The sequence below is a fragment of the Saccharopolyspora hirsuta genome (genome assembly GCF_008630535.1).
In the GTDB taxonomy this organism is placed as follows: Bacteria; Actinomycetota; Actinomycetes; order Mycobacteriales; family Pseudonocardiaceae; genus Saccharopolyspora; species Saccharopolyspora hirsuta.
Genome location: NZ_VWPH01000011.1, coordinates 48,518 through 65,919, shown reverse-complemented (window position 1 = coordinate 65,919; position 17,402 = coordinate 48,518). Strand labels below are relative to the sequence as shown.

Below are 17,402 nucleotides of genomic sequence, written 5' to 3'. Positions count from 1 at the left end.
TCAGGTGGAGTACACCGGCGGTGCGGGACTGGCGTTCACCAATACGCTGAGTCCGCTCAGGTTTCGATCAGTTGGAGGAGCGGGGATGCGGGAAGGCGATGTGGTGGGCGATTTCGCGCTGCCGGACCAGGACGGCGGGGAGCGGAAGCTGTCCGAGCTGGTCGCCAGCGGGCCGGTGGTGCTGTTCTTCTACCCGGCGGCGATGACCACCGGGTGCACCGCGGAGGCCTGCCACTTCCGGGACCTGGCCGCCGAGTTCGCCGAGGTCGGCGCGCAGCCGGTGGGGATCAGCGCCGACCAGGTCGGCAAGCAGCGGCAGTTCGCCGACGCGCACGGCTTCGGGTTCCCGCTGCTGTCCGACGTCGACGGGGTGGTCGCGCGGCAGTTCGAGGTCAAGCGCCGGTTCGGGCCGATCCCGGTCAAGCGGCACACCTTCGTCATCGACGAGCAGCGCCGGGTGCTGGGCGTGATCCGCAGCGAGTTCCGCATGGGGGTGCACGCCGACAAGGCCCTGGAGCTGCTCAAGCAGCGCTCATAGCGACGATCCCCCGCGCGCCAGCGGCGCTCGCCAGCCGTAGCGAAGCGCGAGCAGCCGCACCACGACCGCCAGGAGGGCGGCGAACGCGCTGGTGATCGGCGTCAGCGCGCCCAGCACCGCCAGCAGCGCGACGAGACCGCTGCCCAGCAGCGCGGGCACCGCGTAGATCTCGCTCTCCGGGTGCAGCAGCGCCGGGATCTCCCCGGCCAGCACGTCGCGGATCGCGCCGCCGCCGATGGCGGTCGCGGCGCCGAGCGCGATCGCGGCCAGCGGGTGCATGCCGAAGTTCAGCGCCTTGATGCTGCCCGCCACGCAGAACACGCCCAGCCCGATCGCGTCGAAGAACAGCACGAACCGGCGGATGCGGGCCAGCCGCGGGTGCCAGAAGAACACCACCACCGCGGCCACCAGCGGCGTGGTGAAGTACGAGAGGTCGGTGAAGGCCACCGGCGGCACCGCGCCGATCACCAGGTCCCGGAACACCCCGCCGCCCAGCGCGGTCACCTCGGCCAGCACCGCGATGCCGACGACGTCGAAGCGCTTGCGCACGGCGAGCAGCGCGCCGGAGAGCGCGAACGCGAAGATCCCGATCAGGTCCAGGACCTCCTGCACCAGCGGGTTGAGGATCGCGGTGACCACCGGACGGTTCTACACCGGGTCCCCCGAGACCGCGAGCCTCAAGCCTCCTCGGCGGCCTTGGCCGCCTGCGAGGAGAAGATGCGCCCCTACGTCGCCGCGGGCAGCCGCCTGAACCGGCCCGATCAGGCGGGCGGGTTGTCGCAGCTGGGGTTGAGCAGCTTCTGGACCTCCGGGCTGTCCACGTTCCCCCTGGTGATCAGGGTCGAGCCGGTGTCGGTGTCCGGCGACGGGTTCTGCTCGCCGCGGATCTTGGTGACCGCCGCGTTCACCGCGGCGTAGCCCATCTTGAACGGGTTCTGCGCGATCAGGCCGGTGATCACGCCGTCGCGCAGCGCCTGGATCTCGCCCTCCGAGGTGTCCCAGCCGATGATCTTCACCTGGCCGACCTTGCCCGCCTGCCGGACCGCTTCGGCCGCCCCGAGCACGCTGGGCTCGTTGGCCGCGTAGATGCCGTTGAGGTCCGGGTTCGCGGTCAGGATGTCCTGGGTGACCTGCAGCGCCCGGTTGAAGTCGCTGTCGCTGGACTGCTGCGCGACCAGCTCCAGCCCCGGGTGCTTGGCCATGCCCCGCTTGAAGCCCTCGGCGCGCGTCTCGTTGGTGCTGGTGCCCGGCTGGAACTCGATGAACGCCACCTTGCCGCGCCCGCCGAGCTGCTCGGCCAGCAGGTCGGTGGCCTGCTCGGCGGCGGCCACGTTGTTGGTGGCGTAGACCGGGACGTCCGGCGGCTGCGGGGTGGTCCCGGAGTCCATGTTGACCACCGTGGTGCCCTGGCCCTGCGCGGACTTGGTGACGTCGGCCAGCGCCTTGGCGTCGGTCGCCGCGTACACCAGGCCCTTGACGTCGCCCTGCGACAGCAGGTCCTGCAGCAGGCTCTGCTGGCCGCTGACGTCGCTCTCCGCGTGCACGCCGTCCCAGTGCACGGTGACGTCCCGCTGCTTGGAGCCCGCGCACTCCGCGCCGACCCGCACCTTCTCCCAGAAGTCGAAGCCGATCGCCTTGGGCACCACGGCGAGCTTGATCGGCCCGCCCTGGTCGCCACCGCCGCCGGTCTGCTCGCGCACCCCGACGCTGCAGCCCGCCGCCGCCACCGACACCAGCACGCACGCCGCGGTCAGAACCTTCTTCATCCCCGAGCTCCCTTGCTCATCACCGGATTCCGGAGCCCGACACCGCTCATCCGGTGTCGCCGCCGAGTTTGCGCCGCTGGTAGCGGTCCCACCAGACCGCCAGCCAGATGATCACGCCGATCAGCACGTTCTGGTAGAAGGTGCCGATGTTGAGCTGGACCGCGCCGTTGCGGATGACCGCGACCAGGAAGGCCCCGATCAGCGAGCCCAGCACGGTGCCGCGCCCGCCGAACAGGCTCGCGCCGCCGATCACGACCGCGGCGATCACGTCCAGCTCCAGGCCCTCGCCGAAGTTCGGCTGGCCGGAGTTGATCCGGGACGCCGCGATCATGCCGCCCAGCCCGGCCAGCGCCCCGGAGAGCACGTAGACCAGGGTCGTGTAGCGCTTGACCGGCACGCCGGACAGCCGCGCGGCCTCCATGTTCGAGCCCATCACGTACGCGTAGCGGCCCAGCCGGGTCCGGGTCAGCACCAGGTGCCCGAGCACCGCGACCACCGCGATCAGCAGCACCGGGATCGGGATGGCGTTGATGACGCCCTGGCCGAGCAGCCGGAACGACTCCGGCGCGCCGAACACCGCGACCGCCCCGGTGGCGATCAGCACCAGCCCCCGGCCGACGCTGAGCATGCCGAGCGTGGCGATGAACGGCGGCAGCCCCACCACCGACACCAGCAGCCCGTTCACCAGCCCCGCGACCGCGCCGACGGCGATGCCGCCGAGGACGCCGATCAGCGGGTTGAACCCATGCTCGGCCATCAGCAGCACGCCGACCACCCCGGACAGCGCGGCCACCGAGCCCACCGACAGGTCGATGCCACCGGTGATGATCACCAGCGTCACGCCGACCGCCATCACCGCGTTCACCGAGGTCTGCGAGCCCAGGTTGAACAGGTTGTCCGCGGTCAGGAACGACGGCGCGACGATCGACAGCACCACGAACACCACGATCAGCGCGCCTGCCGCCGCGACCTGCGAGACCGCCCCGGACATGCGGTCGCCCAGCGCCCCCAGCAGACCTCGGTCCGATGTGGACGGTTCAGCCATTCTTGCCCCCGTTCTCGACGTTGCGGGCGCCGGTCGCCAGCGCGACGACGCGCTCCTCGGAGAACTCCGCGCGACCGACCTCGCCGGTGATCCGCCCGCCGCGCATGACCAGGATCCGGTCGCACATGTTCAGCAGCTCCGGGAGGTAGCTGGAGATGAGCACCACCGCAGCTCCGCGCGCCGCCAGCGAATCCATCTGCTGGAACATCTCCGACTTGGCCCCCACGTCCATGCCGCGGCCGGGTTCGTCGAAGAACAGCACCTCCGCGCCGGTCTCCAGCCAGCGCGCCAGGATCACCTTCTGCTGGTTGCCGCCGGAGAGCTGGCGCACCGGCCGCCCCACCCACGGCACCCGGATGCGCAGGCCGTCGCGCTCCCGCTCGGCGATGCGCCGCTCGGCGGCGAGGTCGATCAGCCCGGCGCGCATCGGCAGCTTGGCCAGCGTGATGTTCTTGTCCACGCCCAGCTGCAGGGCCAGCCCGTCGGTCTTGCGGCTCTCGGTCAGGTAACCGATCCCGGCCGCGATCGCGTCGGCCGGTCCGCGGATGCGCAGGGGCCGGCCGTCCAGCTCGACGGTGCCCGCGTCGGGCAGCTCCGCGCCGAACACCGCGCGGGCCAGCTCGGTCCGCCCGGCCCCGACCAGCCCCGCCAGGCCGACGATCTCCCCGGCGCGGACCTCGAAGGACACATCGCGCACGGCATCGCCGCGGGTCAGCCCGGAAACGCGCAGCCGCACCGCGCCGGGCTCCTGGTAGGTGCGCGGGTACAGGTTCGCCACGTCGCGGCCGACCATGAGCTGCACCAGCTGCGCCTCGTCCAGGTCGGCCACCGGCCGGGTGGCCACCACCGCCCCGTCGCGCATCACGGTGACCCGGTCGCCGATCTCGAAGATCTCGTCCAGCCGGTGCGAGATGTAGAGCACCGCGATGCCCCGGGCGGTCAGGTCCCGCACGATGCCGAACAGCTCCTCGGCCTCGCCCTCGGTCAGGCTCGCGGTCGGCTCGTCCAGGATCAGCACTTTCGCCTGCACGGCAAGGGCTTTCGCCAGCTCGACGCGCTGCTGCTCCGCTGTGGACAGCTGCGCGACGCGGCGGCCCGGGTCGATGTCGAGCCCGACCTCGGCGAGCAGGTCGCGCGCGGCGCGCCGCTCGGCGGACCGGGAGATCCAGCCGCCGCGACCGGGTTCGTGGCCGATGAACAGGTTCTCCGCCACCGACAGGTCCGGGGCCAGCGCGAACTCCTGGTGCACCATCGACACGCCCAGCCGCCGGGCCGCGCCGGGCCCGTGGTGCTCCACGCGCACCCCGTCCAGCTCGACGTACCCGGTGCTCGGCGGCTCCACCTGCGCGATCAGCTTCATCAGCGTCGACTTGCCCGCGCCGTTCTCACCGGCGAACACGTGCACCTCGCCGGGCGGGATGCTCAGCGTGACGTCGGAGACGGCCACCACCCCGGGGAACGACTTGCCGACGCCGTGCAGCGCCACGGCCGGGCGGAGCTGGTCGGTGGACGTCACGCGTGCCTCCCTCGATCCGCGTTGATCGTTCCTCGGGCTCGCAGTGCGCCGGATCATACCCACAACACCGACCCCGAGAAAGGGTTGGAACGAAGCCAAGTATTCGATTACCAGCCCGCACGGTCCGCAGCAATGCGGCACAGCTCGACAGCGCCCGGCGGACACCGGCTCACCGGACCCGCGCACGCGGGCGCGCCCGGATCCGTAAGCTCGAACGGGACGAAATGTGCGATCTCTTGTGACGGGAGGCCGATAGCCCGTGCAGCCGTTGCTGGCCAGCGACCCGCACCGGGTGGGCGACTACCGGCTGCTGGCCCGGTTGGGGCGCGGGGCGATGGGCGGGGTCTACCTCGGCCGCTCGCGCGGCGGCCGGGTGGTGGCGGTCAAGGTCATCCGACCTGATCTGGCCGAGGACCCGGAGTTCCGGGAGCGGTTCCGCCGCGAGGCGGTGGCCGCGAGCTCGGTCGGCGGGTTCTGGACCGCCGCCGTGGTGCACGCCGACCCGGACGCCGAGCAGCCCTGGCTGGCCACCGAGTACGTGCCCGGGCCGACCCTGCACCAGGCGGTGGCCGACCACGGCCCGCTGCCGGAGGCCACGGTGCGCGGCCTGGGGGCCGGGCTGGCCGAGGCGCTGATCGCCATCCACCGCGCCGAGCTGGTGCACCGCGACCTGAAACCGGCCAACGTGCTGCTCGGGCCGGACGGCCCGCGGGTCATCGACTTCGGCATCTCGCGGGCGATGACCGGCAACGCGCTGACGGCGACCGGGATGTTCATGGGCACCCCCGGGTTCTTCTCCCCCGAGCAGACCCTGGGCGACGAGGTCGGCCCGCCCAGCGACGTCTTCTCGCTCGGCGCGGTGCTGGTGTTCGCCGCGACCGGTTGCGGCCCGTTCGGCGAGGAGAGCACCGCCACGCTGCTGTACCGGGTGGCGCACGCCGAACCGGACCTGTCCGGGGTGCCGGACGGGCTGCGCCCGCTGCTGGCCGCGTGCCTGGCGAAGGACCCGGCGGCCCGGCCGACGCCCGGCCAGATGCTGGACGAGATCGGCGAGTCCAGCCCGCACGGCGCACAGTGGCTGCCACCGGCGATCAGCGACGTGATCGCCCAGCACGCCACCCAGCTGCAGCAGACCGCCAGCGCGCAGCTGCCCGACACTCCCCCGCCGCAGCCGGTCGCCGAGCCCAAGCCCGCGACCCGCAGCTACACCCAGTCCGCACCCGCACCCGCACCGCCGCAGCCCGCTCCGCAACCGGCGGCTCCGGTCGTCGCGGCGCGGAGCGAGGTCGAGCCGATGCGGGGCAAGATCGTGCCCGCGCAGCCCCGGCAGACCTCCCAGCAGCCGCGGGTGCGCCGCGACAACCCCGGCCCGGTGTTCGCCACCGCCGGGCGCTTCCGGGCGCTGGTGTCGGCGCTCGTCTGCCTGGCGATCATGTACGGGGCGTACCGGCTGGCGCAGTCCGGCCTCGGTGCGGGCGGCCGGTACGCGATCTTCCAGCTCGGCATGCTGCTGCTGGGCATCAGCGCGGCCTGGTCGGCGGCCCGGGTGGTGCTGCCCAGCTTGCGCCTGAAGGTCAACAGCGATGGTCTGCTGATCTCGCGGATGGGCCTGACCAGGGAGATCCCGTGGAGCCAGGTCCAGCGCGTCGGCGTGGTGGGCAGCGGCAAGCGGGCCTCGGTGGCGGTGTGGTTCACCGAGGGGGCCGCCCAGCGCTCCGCGCTGTGGCACCGGCTCCGCCCGCACCACGGCGGGGCCCGCGTCTTCCCCATCGGCGCCACCGGCGGCTGGCTGGCCCGCCGCCAGGAGATCCGCCGGGTCCGCACCGCCCTCCAGCAGCACGCCCCGGGCCGCTACGACTCCCGCATGCTCTGACAGTCGTGAGTGCGAAGCGGTGCTGGAGCACTCCTTCGCACTCACGACCCGCTCAGGCCGTTCGCCGGTTGAACACGGCTCTGGCCCAGAGGTAACCGCCCAGGGCCAGGGCCGCGCACCAGGCGAGGGCGAGCACCCCGTCGGCTCCGACCGGGGTTCCCATCAGCAGGGCGCGGAGGGTTTCGTTGATCGGGGTGAACGGCTGGAGCTCGGCGAACCAGCGCACCGCGGTCGGCATCGAGTCCGTCGGCACGAAGGCGCTGCCCAGGAACGGCAGGAACGTCACCGGGAGCACGACGTTGCTCGCGGTCTCGACGCTCTTGGTCATCAGCCCCGCGGCCGCCGAGATCCAGCTCAGCGCGAAGGCGACCAGGGCGAGCAGGCCGAACGCGGCCAGCCACGCCAGCGGACCGGCCACCGGCCGGAAGCCGACCAGCAGCGCGACCACCACGACCACCGCGACGCTCACCGCGGTCTGCACGGTGCCGCCCAGCACGTGCCCGGTCAGCACCGAGGCGCGGGAGACCGGCATGGTGCGGAACCGGTTGATGATGCCCTCGGTCATGTCCGAGCACACCGACACCGCCACCGCCACCGATCCGGACGTCGCGGTCATCAGGATGATGCCGGGCGCGACGTAGTCGGTGTAGTCGCCGTGCCCGGCCATCCCAGCACCCAGCACGCCGCCGAGGACGTGGACGAACAGCAGCAGCATGATGACCGGCATGCCGACCACCGACAGCGTCATGGACGGGTAGCGCAGCGCGTGCAGGAGGTTGCGCCGCAGCATCGTCCTCGAATCGCGCACCGCGTGGGCGAACGTGCTCATCGCAGCACCTCCCGGACCCCGTCGGGCTGCCCGGTGAGGGCGAGGAAGACGTCGTCGAGGTCGGGCGTGTGCACGGACAGCCCCTCGACCTCGATCGACTCCTGGTCGAGCCGGTCCAGCAGCGCCCGCAGCGCGTGCGTGCTGCCGTCCCCCGGGACCTGCAGGGTCAGCGCCTCGTCGTCGCGGGCGAGCACGCCCAGGACCGCGGCCGCCGACTCCAGCTCGGCGATGTCGCCGAACTGCAGGCGGACGTGGCCGCCCGGGATCCGGCTCTTCAGCTCGGCCGCGGTGCCCTCGGCGACGATCCGGCCGCCGTCGAGCACCGCGATGCGGTCGGCGAGCTGGTCGGCCTCCTCCAGGTACTGCGTGGTGAGGAAGATGGTGACCCCGTCGGCCACCAGCTCCCGGATCAGCTGCCAGGTGCCGCGGCGGCTGCGCGGGTCGAGACCGGTGGTCGGCTCGTCCAGGAAGATGATGCGCGGGCGGCTGATCAGCGTCATCGCGATGTCGAGCCGCCGCCGCATGCCTCCGGAGCAGGTCGCCGCCGGTTTGCGGGCCGCGTCCTGCAGGTCGAACCGCTCGAGCAGCTCGGCGGCGCGGCGCCGCCCCTCCGCGCGCGGCAGGTGCCACAGGTCGGCCATCAGCAGCAGGTTCTCCTCGGCGGTGAGCAGGTCGTCCACCGCGGAGAACTGGCCGGTGACCCCGATCGCCGCGCGCACCCGGTCCGGTTCGGACTCCGGGTCGTGCCCGGCGACGCGTATCGCGCCGCCGTCGGCTCTGAGCAATGTGGACAGCAGCTGCACGGTGGTGGTCTTGCCCGCCCCGTTCGGCCCCAGCAGCGAGAAGATGCTGCCCTCCGGGATCCGCAGGTCGATGCCGTCGAGCACCAGCTTGTGCCCGTAGGACTTGCGCAGCCCGACGGCTTCGATCGCCAGCTTCGTCATATCGTCCCCCCTCAGGCCGCGGTGGAGCGGCGGACGGTGATGTCGCCGAAGGAGGTGCGGGCGCGCACCTCCACCTTCTCGTCGGGTTCGGCCGGACCGTCCGCGGCGGTCAGCGAGTTGTGCACGTGCCCGAAGGACGACCGCACGTCCAGCCAGGCCGCGGTGCCCTCGCGGATGCCGATCTCCAGGCCGCCCATCGACGTCGCCAGCGACACCTCGCCGCGGACGACCTCGCCGACCCGGATGGTCCCGTTGGCGGTCCGGGCGTCCACCGACGCCTGCGCGCTGTCCACCGAGATGTCGCCGTTGGCGGCGCTGACCCGCAGGTCGCCGCCGACCAGCCCGACCCAGCTGGCGCCGTTGGAGTTCTTGATCGCCGCCGAGCCCTCGATCTCGGTGATCCGCACGCTCCCGCTGTGGGTGGTGACCTCGGCGCGACCGGCCACCCGCTCGGCGCTGACGTCACCCGCGGCGGTGCTCAGGGTCAGCGCCCCGGTCCGGTCGAGCTGCAGGTGCCCGGCGGCGGTCTTGAGCCTGCACTCCCCGAGCTCGCCCTCGCAGCGCAGGCCCGCCGCGGCCGCGTCGAAGCGGAGCCGCGAGCCGGTCGGCAGCTCGACCAGCACGTCCACGGAGCCGATCTTGTTGAACGGCGACCAGCCCTTCGGGCCCTTGACCAGCAGGTTCCCCTGCGAGCAGGTGACCCGGACCTGCTCCGCGGCCTTGACGTCCTTGCTGTCGGAGTCGTCGGTGGGGCGCACCTCGACGACGGTGTCGGCGCGGTCCCCGGCGACGATGCGGACGTCGCCGAGCGCGAGTTCGAGGGTCGCGGAGATCGGTCCGGGGGTGTCGAATTTCGGCATGGCGGTGCCCTCCTGATGAGGTCGGTGAGCATCCCCGCTGGTCGGGGATGTGCGGTGAGGTGAGCGGGTTCCGGCGGGGTTAGCGGACCCAGCCGGTGTAGCGCTGGCCGCCCCGCGGGGAGCGGCGGGTGGTGCCGCGGCCGGGTTCCAGGGCGGCGGTCGCGGCCCGCACGAGCCAGGCGTTGGCCGACAGCCCGTCGCGGTTGGCGGCCGCCTCGATCTGGACCTTGAGGTGCTCGGGCAGGCGGAGGTTGATCCGCGTCATGGCCCCCTCGTCGCCGTCCTGCGGCGGCGGCGCGGGCTGCTCCGCGTCGGCCTCGGCCTCCTCCTCGGCCGGTGGCGGGGTCACGAGGAAGTCGGGATTCCCGCCGCGCAGCCGGAGGTCGACCGAGCCCGGGGCGAGGTCCCGGGTGATCTCGTCGGCGGCGGCCGACAGCGCGTCCAGCAGGGTCAGCCGGATGGCCGAGTCGAGCGGTGCGGCGAGGCGCTCGGCCAGCGCCCGGGCGTCCTCCCCGCTCGCTTCGGCCGCGACGGCGAGCTGGTGGCGCAGGTTGTCGACGTACGTCGTGAGATCCATGATGCCATCATGGCACCAATGCGGTGCCATCGCAAGCCAGACATGGAAGAGCAGTGGCACACCGAGCGATTCCCAGCAGGTCTATTTCGCCCTTCACCTGCGAAAACTCAACCGTGAGCCAGATGTGGCACCATCACGGCACCGGGAGGATGCAGACCGGCATCGGGGTCGGGACCGGATCGCCGAGCGGGCTCAGCTCGCCGTGCGGGGAGATCGCGAACGCCTGGACGTCGTCGCTGCGCTGGCCCGCGGCGAACAGGACCCTGCCGTCCGGGGACAGCGCGATGTGGCGGGGTTCGGCCACCAGCGCCGGGTGGATGCCGAGCAGCCGGAACTCGCCGTCGCTGGCATCGGCCTGGAACACCGCGATGCTGTCGTGGCCGCGGTTGGAGGCGAGCACGAACCGGCCGTCCGGGGTCACCACCACCTCGGCGGCCAAGCTCGGCCGCCCGTAGTCCGGCGGCAGCGAGCTCAGCGTCCGCCCCGGCTCCAGATCACCGGTCGACGGGTCGTAGCCGAACTCGGTGACCGAGGACGCCAGCTCGTTGACCAGGTACGCGCGCTCGCCGTCCGGGTGGAACGCCAGGTGCCGCGGCCCGGTCCCGGCGCGCAGCGCCACCTCGTGCCTCAGCACCAGGTGCCCGGTGTCCACCTCGAAGTCGTAGACGTGGACCGAGTCGGTGCCCAGGTCCACCGCCAGCACGAACCGGCCCGCGGGGTCGGGCAGCACCTGGTGCGCGTGCGGGCCCTCCTGGCGCTGCGGGTTCGGACCGCTGCCGCTGTGCTGCACCACGTGGCACGGCTCGCGCAGCACGCCACCGGCGTCGATCGGGTGCACCACCACGTTGCCGGACTGGTAGTTCGCGGTCAGCAGGTACTTGCCGGACGGGTGCACGCTCAGGTGGCACGGGGCCGCGCCGAGCGTCGGCTGCGAGTTGAGCTCGCGGAGGGTTCCGTCGTCGCGGACCTCGAGCGAGAAGACCCGGCCGTCGGGCTGCTCGCTGACCGCGAACAGCGTCGACCCGTCCGGGGCGAGCGCCAGGAACGACGGGTCGTGGACCTCGGCGACGCTCTCGGTGCACCGCAGCGCACCCGTGCCGTCCGCAGTGGCCAGCCGGATGCCGTCGGCAGCGGAATCCGCGCCCGTGTAGGCACCCAGGTACACCCGGTACTCGTCCGGCATGGACGTCCCACCTCCCGCAGCCGCGGACCACCCGCCGCCCACATGATGTCAGTTCTCCCGCCAAAACAACGAACGGACGATGTGGACGCCCAGCACGCAACGAAGTGCCGCCGCAAGCACGCCTCGCGGCTGAAATCTCCGCTGCCCGCGACATAACCTTGTGTCCATGACTGCCGTTCCGTCGCACCTCGAGACCTCGTCGAAGGCCGCCGACCTCCGCGCCCTCGACGATCAGTACAGCGCGCACAACTACCACCCGCTGCCGGTCGTGATCTCCGAGGCGTCCGGCGCCTGGATGACCGATGTGGACGGACGGCGCCACCTGGACTTCCTGGCCGGGTACTCGGCGCTGAACTTCGGCCACCGGCACCCCGCGCTGGTCGCCGCCGCCACCGAGCAGCTCGGCCGGGTCACGCTGACCAGCCGCGCGTTCCACCACGACCAGCTCGGCCCGTTCTGCCGCGAGCTCGCCGAGCTCACCGGCACCGACCGGGTGCTGCCGATGAACTCCGGCGCGGAGGCCGTCGAGTCCGCGATCAAGATCGCCCGCAAGTGGGCCTACCAGGTCAAGGGCGTGCCGGAGAACCAGGCGGAGATCATCGTCGCCGGGTCCAACTTCCACGGCCGCACCACCACCATCGTGTCGTTCTCCACCGACCCGGTCGCGCACGACGAGTTCGGGCCCTACACGCCGGGCTTCCGCATCACCGACTACGGCGACGCGGCCGCGGTGGAGGCCGCCATCACCGAGCGCACCGCGGCGATCCTGGTGGAGCCGATCCAGGGCGAGGCGGGCGTGATCGTGCCACCGGCCGACTACCTGCCGCGGTTGCGGCGGCTGTGCGACGAGCACGGCGTGCTGCTGATCGCCGACGAGATCCAGTCCGGGCTGGCCCGCACCGGGGAGCTGCTGGCCAGCGAGCACGACGGCATCCGCGCCGACCTCTACACCCTCGGCAAGGCGCTCGGCGGCGGCATCCTGCCGGTGTCCGCGGTGGTCGGCCGGGACGACGTGCTCGGCGTCCTGCGCCCCGGCCAGCACGGTTCCACCTTCGGCGGCAACCCGCTGGCCTGCGCCGTGGGCCGGGCGGTGGTCCGCCTGCTGAGCACCGGCGAGTTCCAGGAGCGCTCGCGCGAGCTCGGCGCGCACATGCACGCCCGCCTCGGCGAGCTCGTCGGCCGCGGGGTGCTGGAGGTCCGCGGCCGCGGCCTGTGGGCCGGGGTGGAGCTCGCCCCTGGCGGGCCGACCGGCCGCCAGGCCAGCGAGGCCCTCCTCGAGCGCGGCGTCCTGTGCAAGGAGACCCAGGACACGACGCTGCGCCTCGCCCCGCCGCTGGTGATCACCCGCGACGAGCTGGACACCGGTCTCGACGCGATCACCGAGGTCCTGGCCCGCTGACACCGCTCCCGTGAGCAACTTCGGCCGAAGTTGCTCACGGGTCCGGTCAGGAGGTGGCGAGGTCGCGGGAGAGGGCCGTCAGGCGGCTGATCGCGCGGAGGTACTTCTTGCGGTAGCCGCCGTGCAGCATCTCCTCGGTGAACAGCGCCGACAGCGGTTCGCCCGAGACCCGCACCGGGATCGAGCGGTCGTAGAGGCGGTCGGCCAGCGCCACCAGGCGCAGCGCCACGTCCTGGTCCGGCGCCGCGTGGACGCCGCTGAGGTGGACCGCGGTCACGCCGTCGACCAGGCGGCCGTACTTCGAGGCGTGCAGCCCGGCGAGGTGGGCGCACAGCTCGTCGAAGTCGTCCAGCGTCGAGCCGTCGGTCGCCTCCGCGAGGCGGACCAGCTCGTCGTCGCTCATCGGCGGGGGCGCCTCGGGCAGCCCGCGGTGCCGGTAGTCCGGGCCGTCCACCCGCACCACGCCGAACCGCGCCGACATCGCGTGGATCTCGCGGAGGAAGTCCGCCGCCGCGAACCGGCCCTCGCCGAGCTTGTCGGGCAGCGTGTTGGAGGTGGCCGCCACGTGCACGCCCGCGTCGGTGAGCTTCGCGATCAGCTGGGTGACCAGCATCGTGTCGCCGGGGTCGTCCAGCTCGAACTCGTCGATGGCCAGCAGCTTGTGCTCGGACAACCGCCGGACGGTCTCGGCGAAGCCCAGCGCCCCGACCAGCCCGGTCACCTCGACGAACGTGCCGAAGGACTTGCGGCCCTCGGTGGCGTGCCACAGCGAGGCGAGCAGGTGGGTCTTGCCGACGCCGAACCCGCCGTCGAGGTAGAGCCCCCGCTTGCCGCCGTCGGCCTTCTTCCGGCCGAACATCCCGCGCAGCCACGACCCGCCGCCGTCGGCGTTGATCCGCTCGGCGAACGCCGCGCACTCCCGCACCGCCGCCGCCTGGCTGGGCTCGTCGGGGTTCGGGATGTAGCTGTCGAAGCTCACCGCGTCGAACATGGGCGGCGGGGTCATCGCCTCGACCAGCTCGTCCGGAGTCAGCTCAGGACGGCGGTCGGAAAGGCGCGGAAAGCTCATGCGCCGACTCTATAACCGGGTGCCCCGCCGCCCGGGCGTGCGGGCACGTGCTCCTGCTCACCCGCCGAGGCCCCGGACGTGGTGGGATTGACGCGTGGTGGACGAACTCTGGCCGGTGGACGGCGCGCGGCAGGTGGACGACGAGCTGGAGCGTTTCTACGCCTACCCCGAGCAGCTGGAACGACCGTGGGTGCGGGTCAACTTCGTCTCCAGCCTGGACGGGGCGGTCACCGTGGGCGGCCGGTCGCGCGGCCTGTCCGCGCCGGTGGACCAGCGGGTGCTGGGGCTGATCCGGGACCTCTCCGACGTGGTGCTGGCCGGGGTGGGCACCGCGGTGGTCGAGGGCTACCGCGGGATCAAGCGCACCGAGGTCCGCGCGGAGCGCCGGAAGCGCCACGGCCTGTCCGAGGTCCCGCCGATCGCGCTGGTCACCGCCCGCGCCTCGCTGCCCCCGGACTCGCCGCTGCTGACCGACACGGTGGTGCCGCCGATCGTGCTCACCACCGAAGCCGCGCCCGCGCAGCGCCGGGCCGAGCTCGCCGACGCCGGGGCCGACGTCGTGGTGACCGGCGACGCCGAGGTGGACCTGCGGGTGGCGCTGGACGCGCTGGCCGAGCGCGGGCTGCGCCGCATCGGCTGCGAAGGCGGCCCGCGGTTGTTCGGCTCGCTGGTCGACCAGGACCTCGTCGACGAGCTGTGCCTGACCCTCTCCCCCCTGCTGGCCAGCGGTGACGCCGGGCGGATCGCCGCGGGCGCCGGTGCCGAGCCGCCCCGGGCGATGCGGTTGGAGTCGGTCCTGCACGCGGAATCGCTGCTTCTGCTGCGTTACGCGAGAATGCGCGAGTGACTGTTGGGGCCAGCACCGACGAGGCGCTCGTGGCCGCCGCGCAACGCGGCGACCCGACCGCCTTCGACCAGCTGGTGCGCAGGCACACCGCCACCATGTACCGGGTCGCGTTCCGGATCCTCGGCAACTCGGCGGAGGCCGAGGACGCGGTGCAGGAGGCGTGGGTGTCCGCCTGGCGGGGGCTGGCCCGGTTCCGCGGCGACTCCGCCCCGACGACCTGGTTGTACCGGGTGGTCACCAACGCGGCCCTGGCCCAGGTGCGGCGCCGCAGGCCCACCGTGCCGCTCGAACCGACCGCCGAGCTGATCTCCGACGGCGGCACGGTCGACCCCGAGGGGCAGGCGGTCCGCAACGAGGAGGCCGCGCTCGTGCACCGGGCCATCGAGACGCTCGAGCCCTCGCAACGCGTGCCGCTCGTGCTGCGGGAGTTGGAGGGCATGAGCTACGAGGAGATCGCGGAGGTGCTCGAAGTGCCGGTGCCCGCGCTGCGCTCCCGGCTGCACCGGGCGCGCACGACGCTGCTGGCCAGGTTGCGGGAGATGCGCGATGGCTGATCACTCCGCCGCGGCACTGCCCTGCGGCCACACCGACGCCGAACTGCTCGACGTGCTCACCGACAGCGCCTCGCCCGAGCTCGCCGAGCACGTCCGGACCTGCCCGCACTGCCAGGCCGAACTCGCCGAGCTGGAAGCGGTCTGGGCACCCGTGCAGCGCGCCGCGCGAATCCCAGTCGAACCACCGCACGGCCTGGTGGAACGCGCCCTGATGACGGTCCGCGGCGTGCGCGGCGGACTCGGCGCCGCACCGGTCGAGCTCGCACAGGAGGGCGGCACGCTGCGCATCCACCCGCAGGCGGTGGTGCTGCTGACGCGCCAGCTGTGCGCGGAGATCCTCACCCGCCACCCGGGCACGCACCTGCGCGGCTGCGTCGGGGACGCCGACGAGGTGCAGGTGGACCTGGCGGTCCGCTACCTGCTCCCGGCGGCCCTGGCCGAGGAGGTCCAGCAGGAGCTGGCCGCCGCGCTGCAGGACGTCCTGGGCGCGGGAGCGCCCGCGGTGTGGGTGCGCATCGCCGACGTCGAACCGCCGAGGACGACATGACAATGGTGATGTGGCCCACAGCCGCGCAAGATCAGGTCGGGTGCGCGCATCCGATTCGTACCAGATCACGCCGGGCCGCTGCGGCCCCGGCGCAACCGGGAAGGAGCGTCATTTCCATGGCCCAGAACAGCGGCAGCACGCAGAACGCGCAGTCCACGACCGAACGCGGCACCGAGGACCGGCGGATCCCGGAGACCCGGACCGGCACGGCACCGGCCCGGCTGGCCGACGACACCGCCCAGGGCAAGACCACCATCGCGGCGTCGGTGGTGCAGAAGATCGCCGGGATCGCGGCCCGCGAGATCTCCGGGGTGTACGCGATGGGCGGCGGGGTCTCCCGGGCGTTCGGCGCGATCCGGGAGCGGATCCCGGGCGGCAGCGGCACCTCCTCCACCTCCGGCGTGCAGGTCGAGGTCGGCGAGAAGCAGGCCGCGGTCGACCTGGACATCGTGGTCGAGTACGGGGCGTCCATCGTGGACCTCGCGCGCGCGGTGCGGCGCAACGTGATCACCGCGGTCGAGCGGATGACCGGGCTGGAGGTCATCGAGGTCAACATCGCGGTCAACGACATCCACCTGCCCGACGAGGACGGCGAGGAGAGCGCCCAGCCCGCCGCCTCGCGCGTCGAATGACCGCGCGGTAGCGCCGGAAACGCCCGGTGGCCCGGTCGTGGACCGGGCCCCGCCACCCCCAGGAGGACGTCCACCGAATGCCGGAGCAGGTTTTCGCCAGCGAACTGGCCGACCGGGTGCTGGCCCACCCCGCGGTGGTGCGGTTGCACGGCGGGCAGTTCGGCGAGATCGCCACCTACCAGCCCGGGCGGCGGATCACCGGGGTGCGGGTGGGCGACCGCGCGGTCGAGGTCGCGGTGGTGCTGCGGCTGGACCGGCCGCTGCCGGAGGTGCTGGCCGAGCTGCGCGGCGAGCTGACCGCGGCCGCCGGCGGGATCCCGGTGGACATCACCGTGGCCGACGTGATCACCCCTGCCGATCCGCCGGAGGGCGCATGATGGTCGCTGTGCCGCAGGATCCGGACACCCGCCGCGCGATCCGCGCGTTCGCCCGGGCCCACCACCCCGATGTCGGGGGCGACCCGGAGGTGTTCGCCGCCGGGCTCGCCGAACTGCGCGCGGGCGCGACCCGCGACCGCTACGACGCGCCGGTCGTCGTGGTGCACCGCCCGCGCGGGATCCGCGGCCTGGCGCACCGGTTCCGCGACTGGCGCGCCCGCCGCACCCGACCGCCCCGGGTCCGCTGAGCGGACCCCCGACAAGCCGACAACCGAGCCCTTGGAGGGTTTGCCAGATGAATTGGACACAGACCGGTCTGCTCGCCGGGCTCATCCTCGGTGCGGCCGCCGCGCTCGGCGGATTCACCGGCTTCCTGATCGCCCTGCTGGTCGGCGCGCTCGGGCTGGTGGTCGGTCGGCTGCTGGACGGCGAGCTGGAGATCGGCGACATCCTCGGCCGCGGGCGGGACCGATGAGCACCGAGGCCGCCGAGCGCGCCGACCCGGGCGAGCGGGGCCGGTTGCACATCAGCCGCTCGGTCCTGCGCAAGATCGCCGAGCACACCGCCGAGCAGGACCCGGGTTGCGCGCGGACGCGCCGCCGGATCGCCGGGCTCGGCCTCGGCGAGCACGGCGCGAGCGCCCAGGTGTCCGGCCCGGACGACGCGCTGCGCGTCCGGCTGGACGTCGCGCTGCGCTACCCGGCGCCGGTCCGCGACGCCGTCGCGGCGCTGCGCACCCGGATCGGCGAGGAGCTGACGCGCCTGGCCGACTGCCAGGTGCGCACCGTCGACGTGACCGTGTCCGCCTTGGTCGCCGCGGACGCGCCACCGCGGGTGGAGTGAGGA

21 protein-coding genes are annotated in these 17,402 nt (G+C 73.0%); 11 read left to right on the top strand and 10 right to left on the bottom strand.

Annotated elements, in window-relative coordinates; genetic code table 11:
* Positions 1–85 precede the first annotated feature (85 nt).
* Positions 86–538, top strand: coding sequence for a peroxiredoxin (locus F1721_RS23295; protein ID WP_150068893.1), 453 nt, complete (start codon positions 86–88; stop codon positions 536–538).
* On the opposite strand, the gene F1721_RS23290 is transcribed toward F1721_RS23295, so the two are convergent.
* The 4 genes from F1721_RS23290 to F1721_RS23275 form a co-directional block, all read right to left on the bottom strand.
* Positions 533–1,177 carry a trimeric intracellular cation channel family protein gene (locus F1721_RS23290; protein ID WP_150068892.1) on the bottom strand — a complete coding sequence of 215 codons (645 nt, stop codon included), beginning with the start codon at positions 1,175–1,177 and terminating at the stop codon, positions 533–535. The two genes, F1721_RS23295 and F1721_RS23290, sit on opposite strands and share 6 nt — an antisense overlap.
* Before the next feature lie 122 nt (positions 1,178–1,299).
* The gene (locus F1721_RS23285) at positions 1,300–2,304 is read right to left on the bottom strand and encodes a substrate-binding domain-containing protein (RefSeq protein WP_150068891.1); all 1,005 of its coding nucleotides are present in this window, start codon (positions 2,302–2,304) and stop codon (positions 1,300–1,302) included.
* A 46-nt stretch (positions 2,305–2,350) separates the two neighbouring features.
* On the bottom strand, positions 2,351–3,349 hold the full coding sequence (locus F1721_RS23280) for an ABC transporter permease (protein WP_150068890.1): 999 nt from the start codon (positions 3,347–3,349) through the stop codon (positions 2,351–2,353).
* Positions 3,342–4,865, bottom strand: a complete 1,524-nt coding sequence (locus tag F1721_RS23275; RefSeq protein WP_150068889.1) for a sugar ABC transporter ATP-binding protein — start codon at positions 4,863–4,865, stop codon at positions 3,342–3,344. The genes F1721_RS23280 and F1721_RS23275 overlap by 8 nt, the downstream gene beginning before the upstream one ends.
* A gap of 259 nt (positions 4,866–5,124) precedes the next feature.
* On the opposite strand from F1721_RS23275, the gene F1721_RS23270 reads away from it, so the two are divergent.
* Positions 5,125–6,738 (top strand): serine/threonine-protein kinase, encoded by a 1,614-nt coding sequence (locus F1721_RS23270; protein ID WP_150068888.1) that lies wholly within the window; start codon positions 5,125–5,127, stop codon positions 6,736–6,738.
* Positions 6,739–6,790: 52 nt separating this feature from the next.
* Here the strand turns inward: F1721_RS23270 and F1721_RS23265 are convergent, their stop codons facing one another.
* The 5 genes from F1721_RS23265 to F1721_RS23245 all read right to left on the bottom strand — a co-directional run bounded on the left by F1721_RS23265 (position 6,791) and on the right by F1721_RS23245 (position 11,131).
* Positions 6,791–7,567, bottom strand: coding sequence for an ABC transporter permease (locus F1721_RS23265; RefSeq protein WP_150068887.1), 777 nt, complete (start codon positions 7,565–7,567; stop codon positions 6,791–6,793).
* On the bottom strand, positions 7,564–8,511 hold the full coding sequence (locus tag F1721_RS23260) for an ATP-binding cassette domain-containing protein (RefSeq protein ID WP_150068886.1): 948 nt from the start codon (positions 8,509–8,511) through the stop codon (positions 7,564–7,566). The genes F1721_RS23265 and F1721_RS23260 overlap by 4 nt, the downstream gene beginning before the upstream one ends.
* A gap of 11 nt (positions 8,512–8,522) precedes the next feature.
* A complete protein-coding gene (locus F1721_RS23255; protein WP_150068885.1) occupies positions 8,523–9,371 on the bottom strand; it encodes a DUF4097 family beta strand repeat-containing protein in 849 nt (282 codons plus the stop codon).
* A gap of 79 nt (positions 9,372–9,450) precedes the next feature.
* On the bottom strand, positions 9,451–9,948 hold the full coding sequence (locus F1721_RS23250; RefSeq protein ID WP_150068884.1) for a hypothetical protein: 498 nt from the start codon (positions 9,946–9,948) through the stop codon (positions 9,451–9,453).
* 133 nt (positions 9,949–10,081) lie between these two features.
* The gene (locus tag F1721_RS23245) at positions 10,082–11,131 is read right to left on the bottom strand and encodes a lactonase family protein (protein ID WP_150068883.1); all 1,050 of its coding nucleotides are present in this window, start codon (positions 11,129–11,131) and stop codon (positions 10,082–10,084) included.
* A 166-nt stretch (positions 11,132–11,297) separates the two neighbouring features.
* Between F1721_RS23245 and rocD the strand changes: the two genes are divergently transcribed.
* Positions 11,298–12,530, top strand: coding sequence for an ornithine--oxo-acid transaminase (rocD, locus tag F1721_RS23240; RefSeq protein WP_150068882.1), 1,233 nt, complete (start codon positions 11,298–11,300; stop codon positions 12,528–12,530).
* Between the two features lie 46 nt (positions 12,531–12,576).
* On the opposite strand, the gene zapE is transcribed toward rocD, so the two are convergent.
* Entirely contained in the window at positions 12,577–13,599 is a 1,023-nt protein-coding gene (gene zapE / locus F1721_RS23235; protein ID WP_150068881.1) for a cell division protein ZapE, read from the bottom strand.
* 94 nt (positions 13,600–13,693) lie between these two features.
* Here zapE and F1721_RS23230 point away from each other — a divergent pair, with 94 nt between their 5' ends.
* The 8 genes from F1721_RS23230 to F1721_RS23195 all read left to right on the top strand — a co-directional run bounded on the left by F1721_RS23230 (position 13,694) and on the right by F1721_RS23195 (position 17,399).
* Positions 13,694–14,446: a pyrimidine reductase family protein gene (locus F1721_RS23230; protein WP_150068880.1), complete on the top strand. Its 753-nt coding sequence runs from the start codon at positions 13,694–13,696 to the stop codon at positions 14,444–14,446.
* Positions 14,443–15,000, top strand: coding sequence for an RNA polymerase sigma factor (locus tag F1721_RS23225; protein WP_150068879.1), 558 nt, complete (start codon positions 14,443–14,445; stop codon positions 14,998–15,000). Before F1721_RS23230 ends, F1721_RS23225 begins: the two co-directional genes overlap by 4 nt.
* The gene (locus F1721_RS23220) at positions 14,993–15,547 is read left to right on the top strand and encodes an anti-sigma factor family protein (protein ID WP_150068878.1); all 555 of its coding nucleotides are present in this window, start codon (positions 14,993–14,995) and stop codon (positions 15,545–15,547) included. The genes F1721_RS23225 and F1721_RS23220 overlap by 8 nt, the downstream gene beginning before the upstream one ends.
* A gap of 116 nt (positions 15,548–15,663) precedes the next feature.
* Complete coding sequence (locus F1721_RS23215) at positions 15,664–16,179, top strand: Asp23/Gls24 family envelope stress response protein (RefSeq protein ID WP_150068877.1); 516 nt, start codon at positions 15,664–15,666, stop codon at positions 16,177–16,179.
* A 77-nt stretch (positions 16,180–16,256) separates the two neighbouring features.
* A complete protein-coding gene (locus tag F1721_RS23210) occupies positions 16,257–16,556 on the top strand; it encodes a hypothetical protein (RefSeq protein ID WP_150068876.1) in 300 nt (99 codons plus the stop codon).
* On the top strand, positions 16,553–16,804 hold the full coding sequence (locus F1721_RS23205) for a hypothetical protein (protein WP_246155261.1): 252 nt from the start codon (positions 16,553–16,555) through the stop codon (positions 16,802–16,804). Before F1721_RS23210 ends, F1721_RS23205 begins: the two co-directional genes overlap by 4 nt.
* Positions 16,805–16,851: 47 nt before the next feature.
* The gene (locus tag F1721_RS23200; protein WP_093157530.1) at positions 16,852–17,031 is read left to right on the top strand and encodes a hypothetical protein; all 180 of its coding nucleotides are present in this window, start codon (positions 16,852–16,854) and stop codon (positions 17,029–17,031) included.
* Entirely contained in the window at positions 17,028–17,399 is a 372-nt protein-coding gene (locus tag F1721_RS23195) for an Asp23/Gls24 family envelope stress response protein (protein WP_150068875.1), read from the top strand. Before F1721_RS23200 ends, F1721_RS23195 begins: the two co-directional genes overlap by 4 nt.
* The last annotated feature ends 3 nt before the right edge of the window (positions 17,400–17,402 follow it).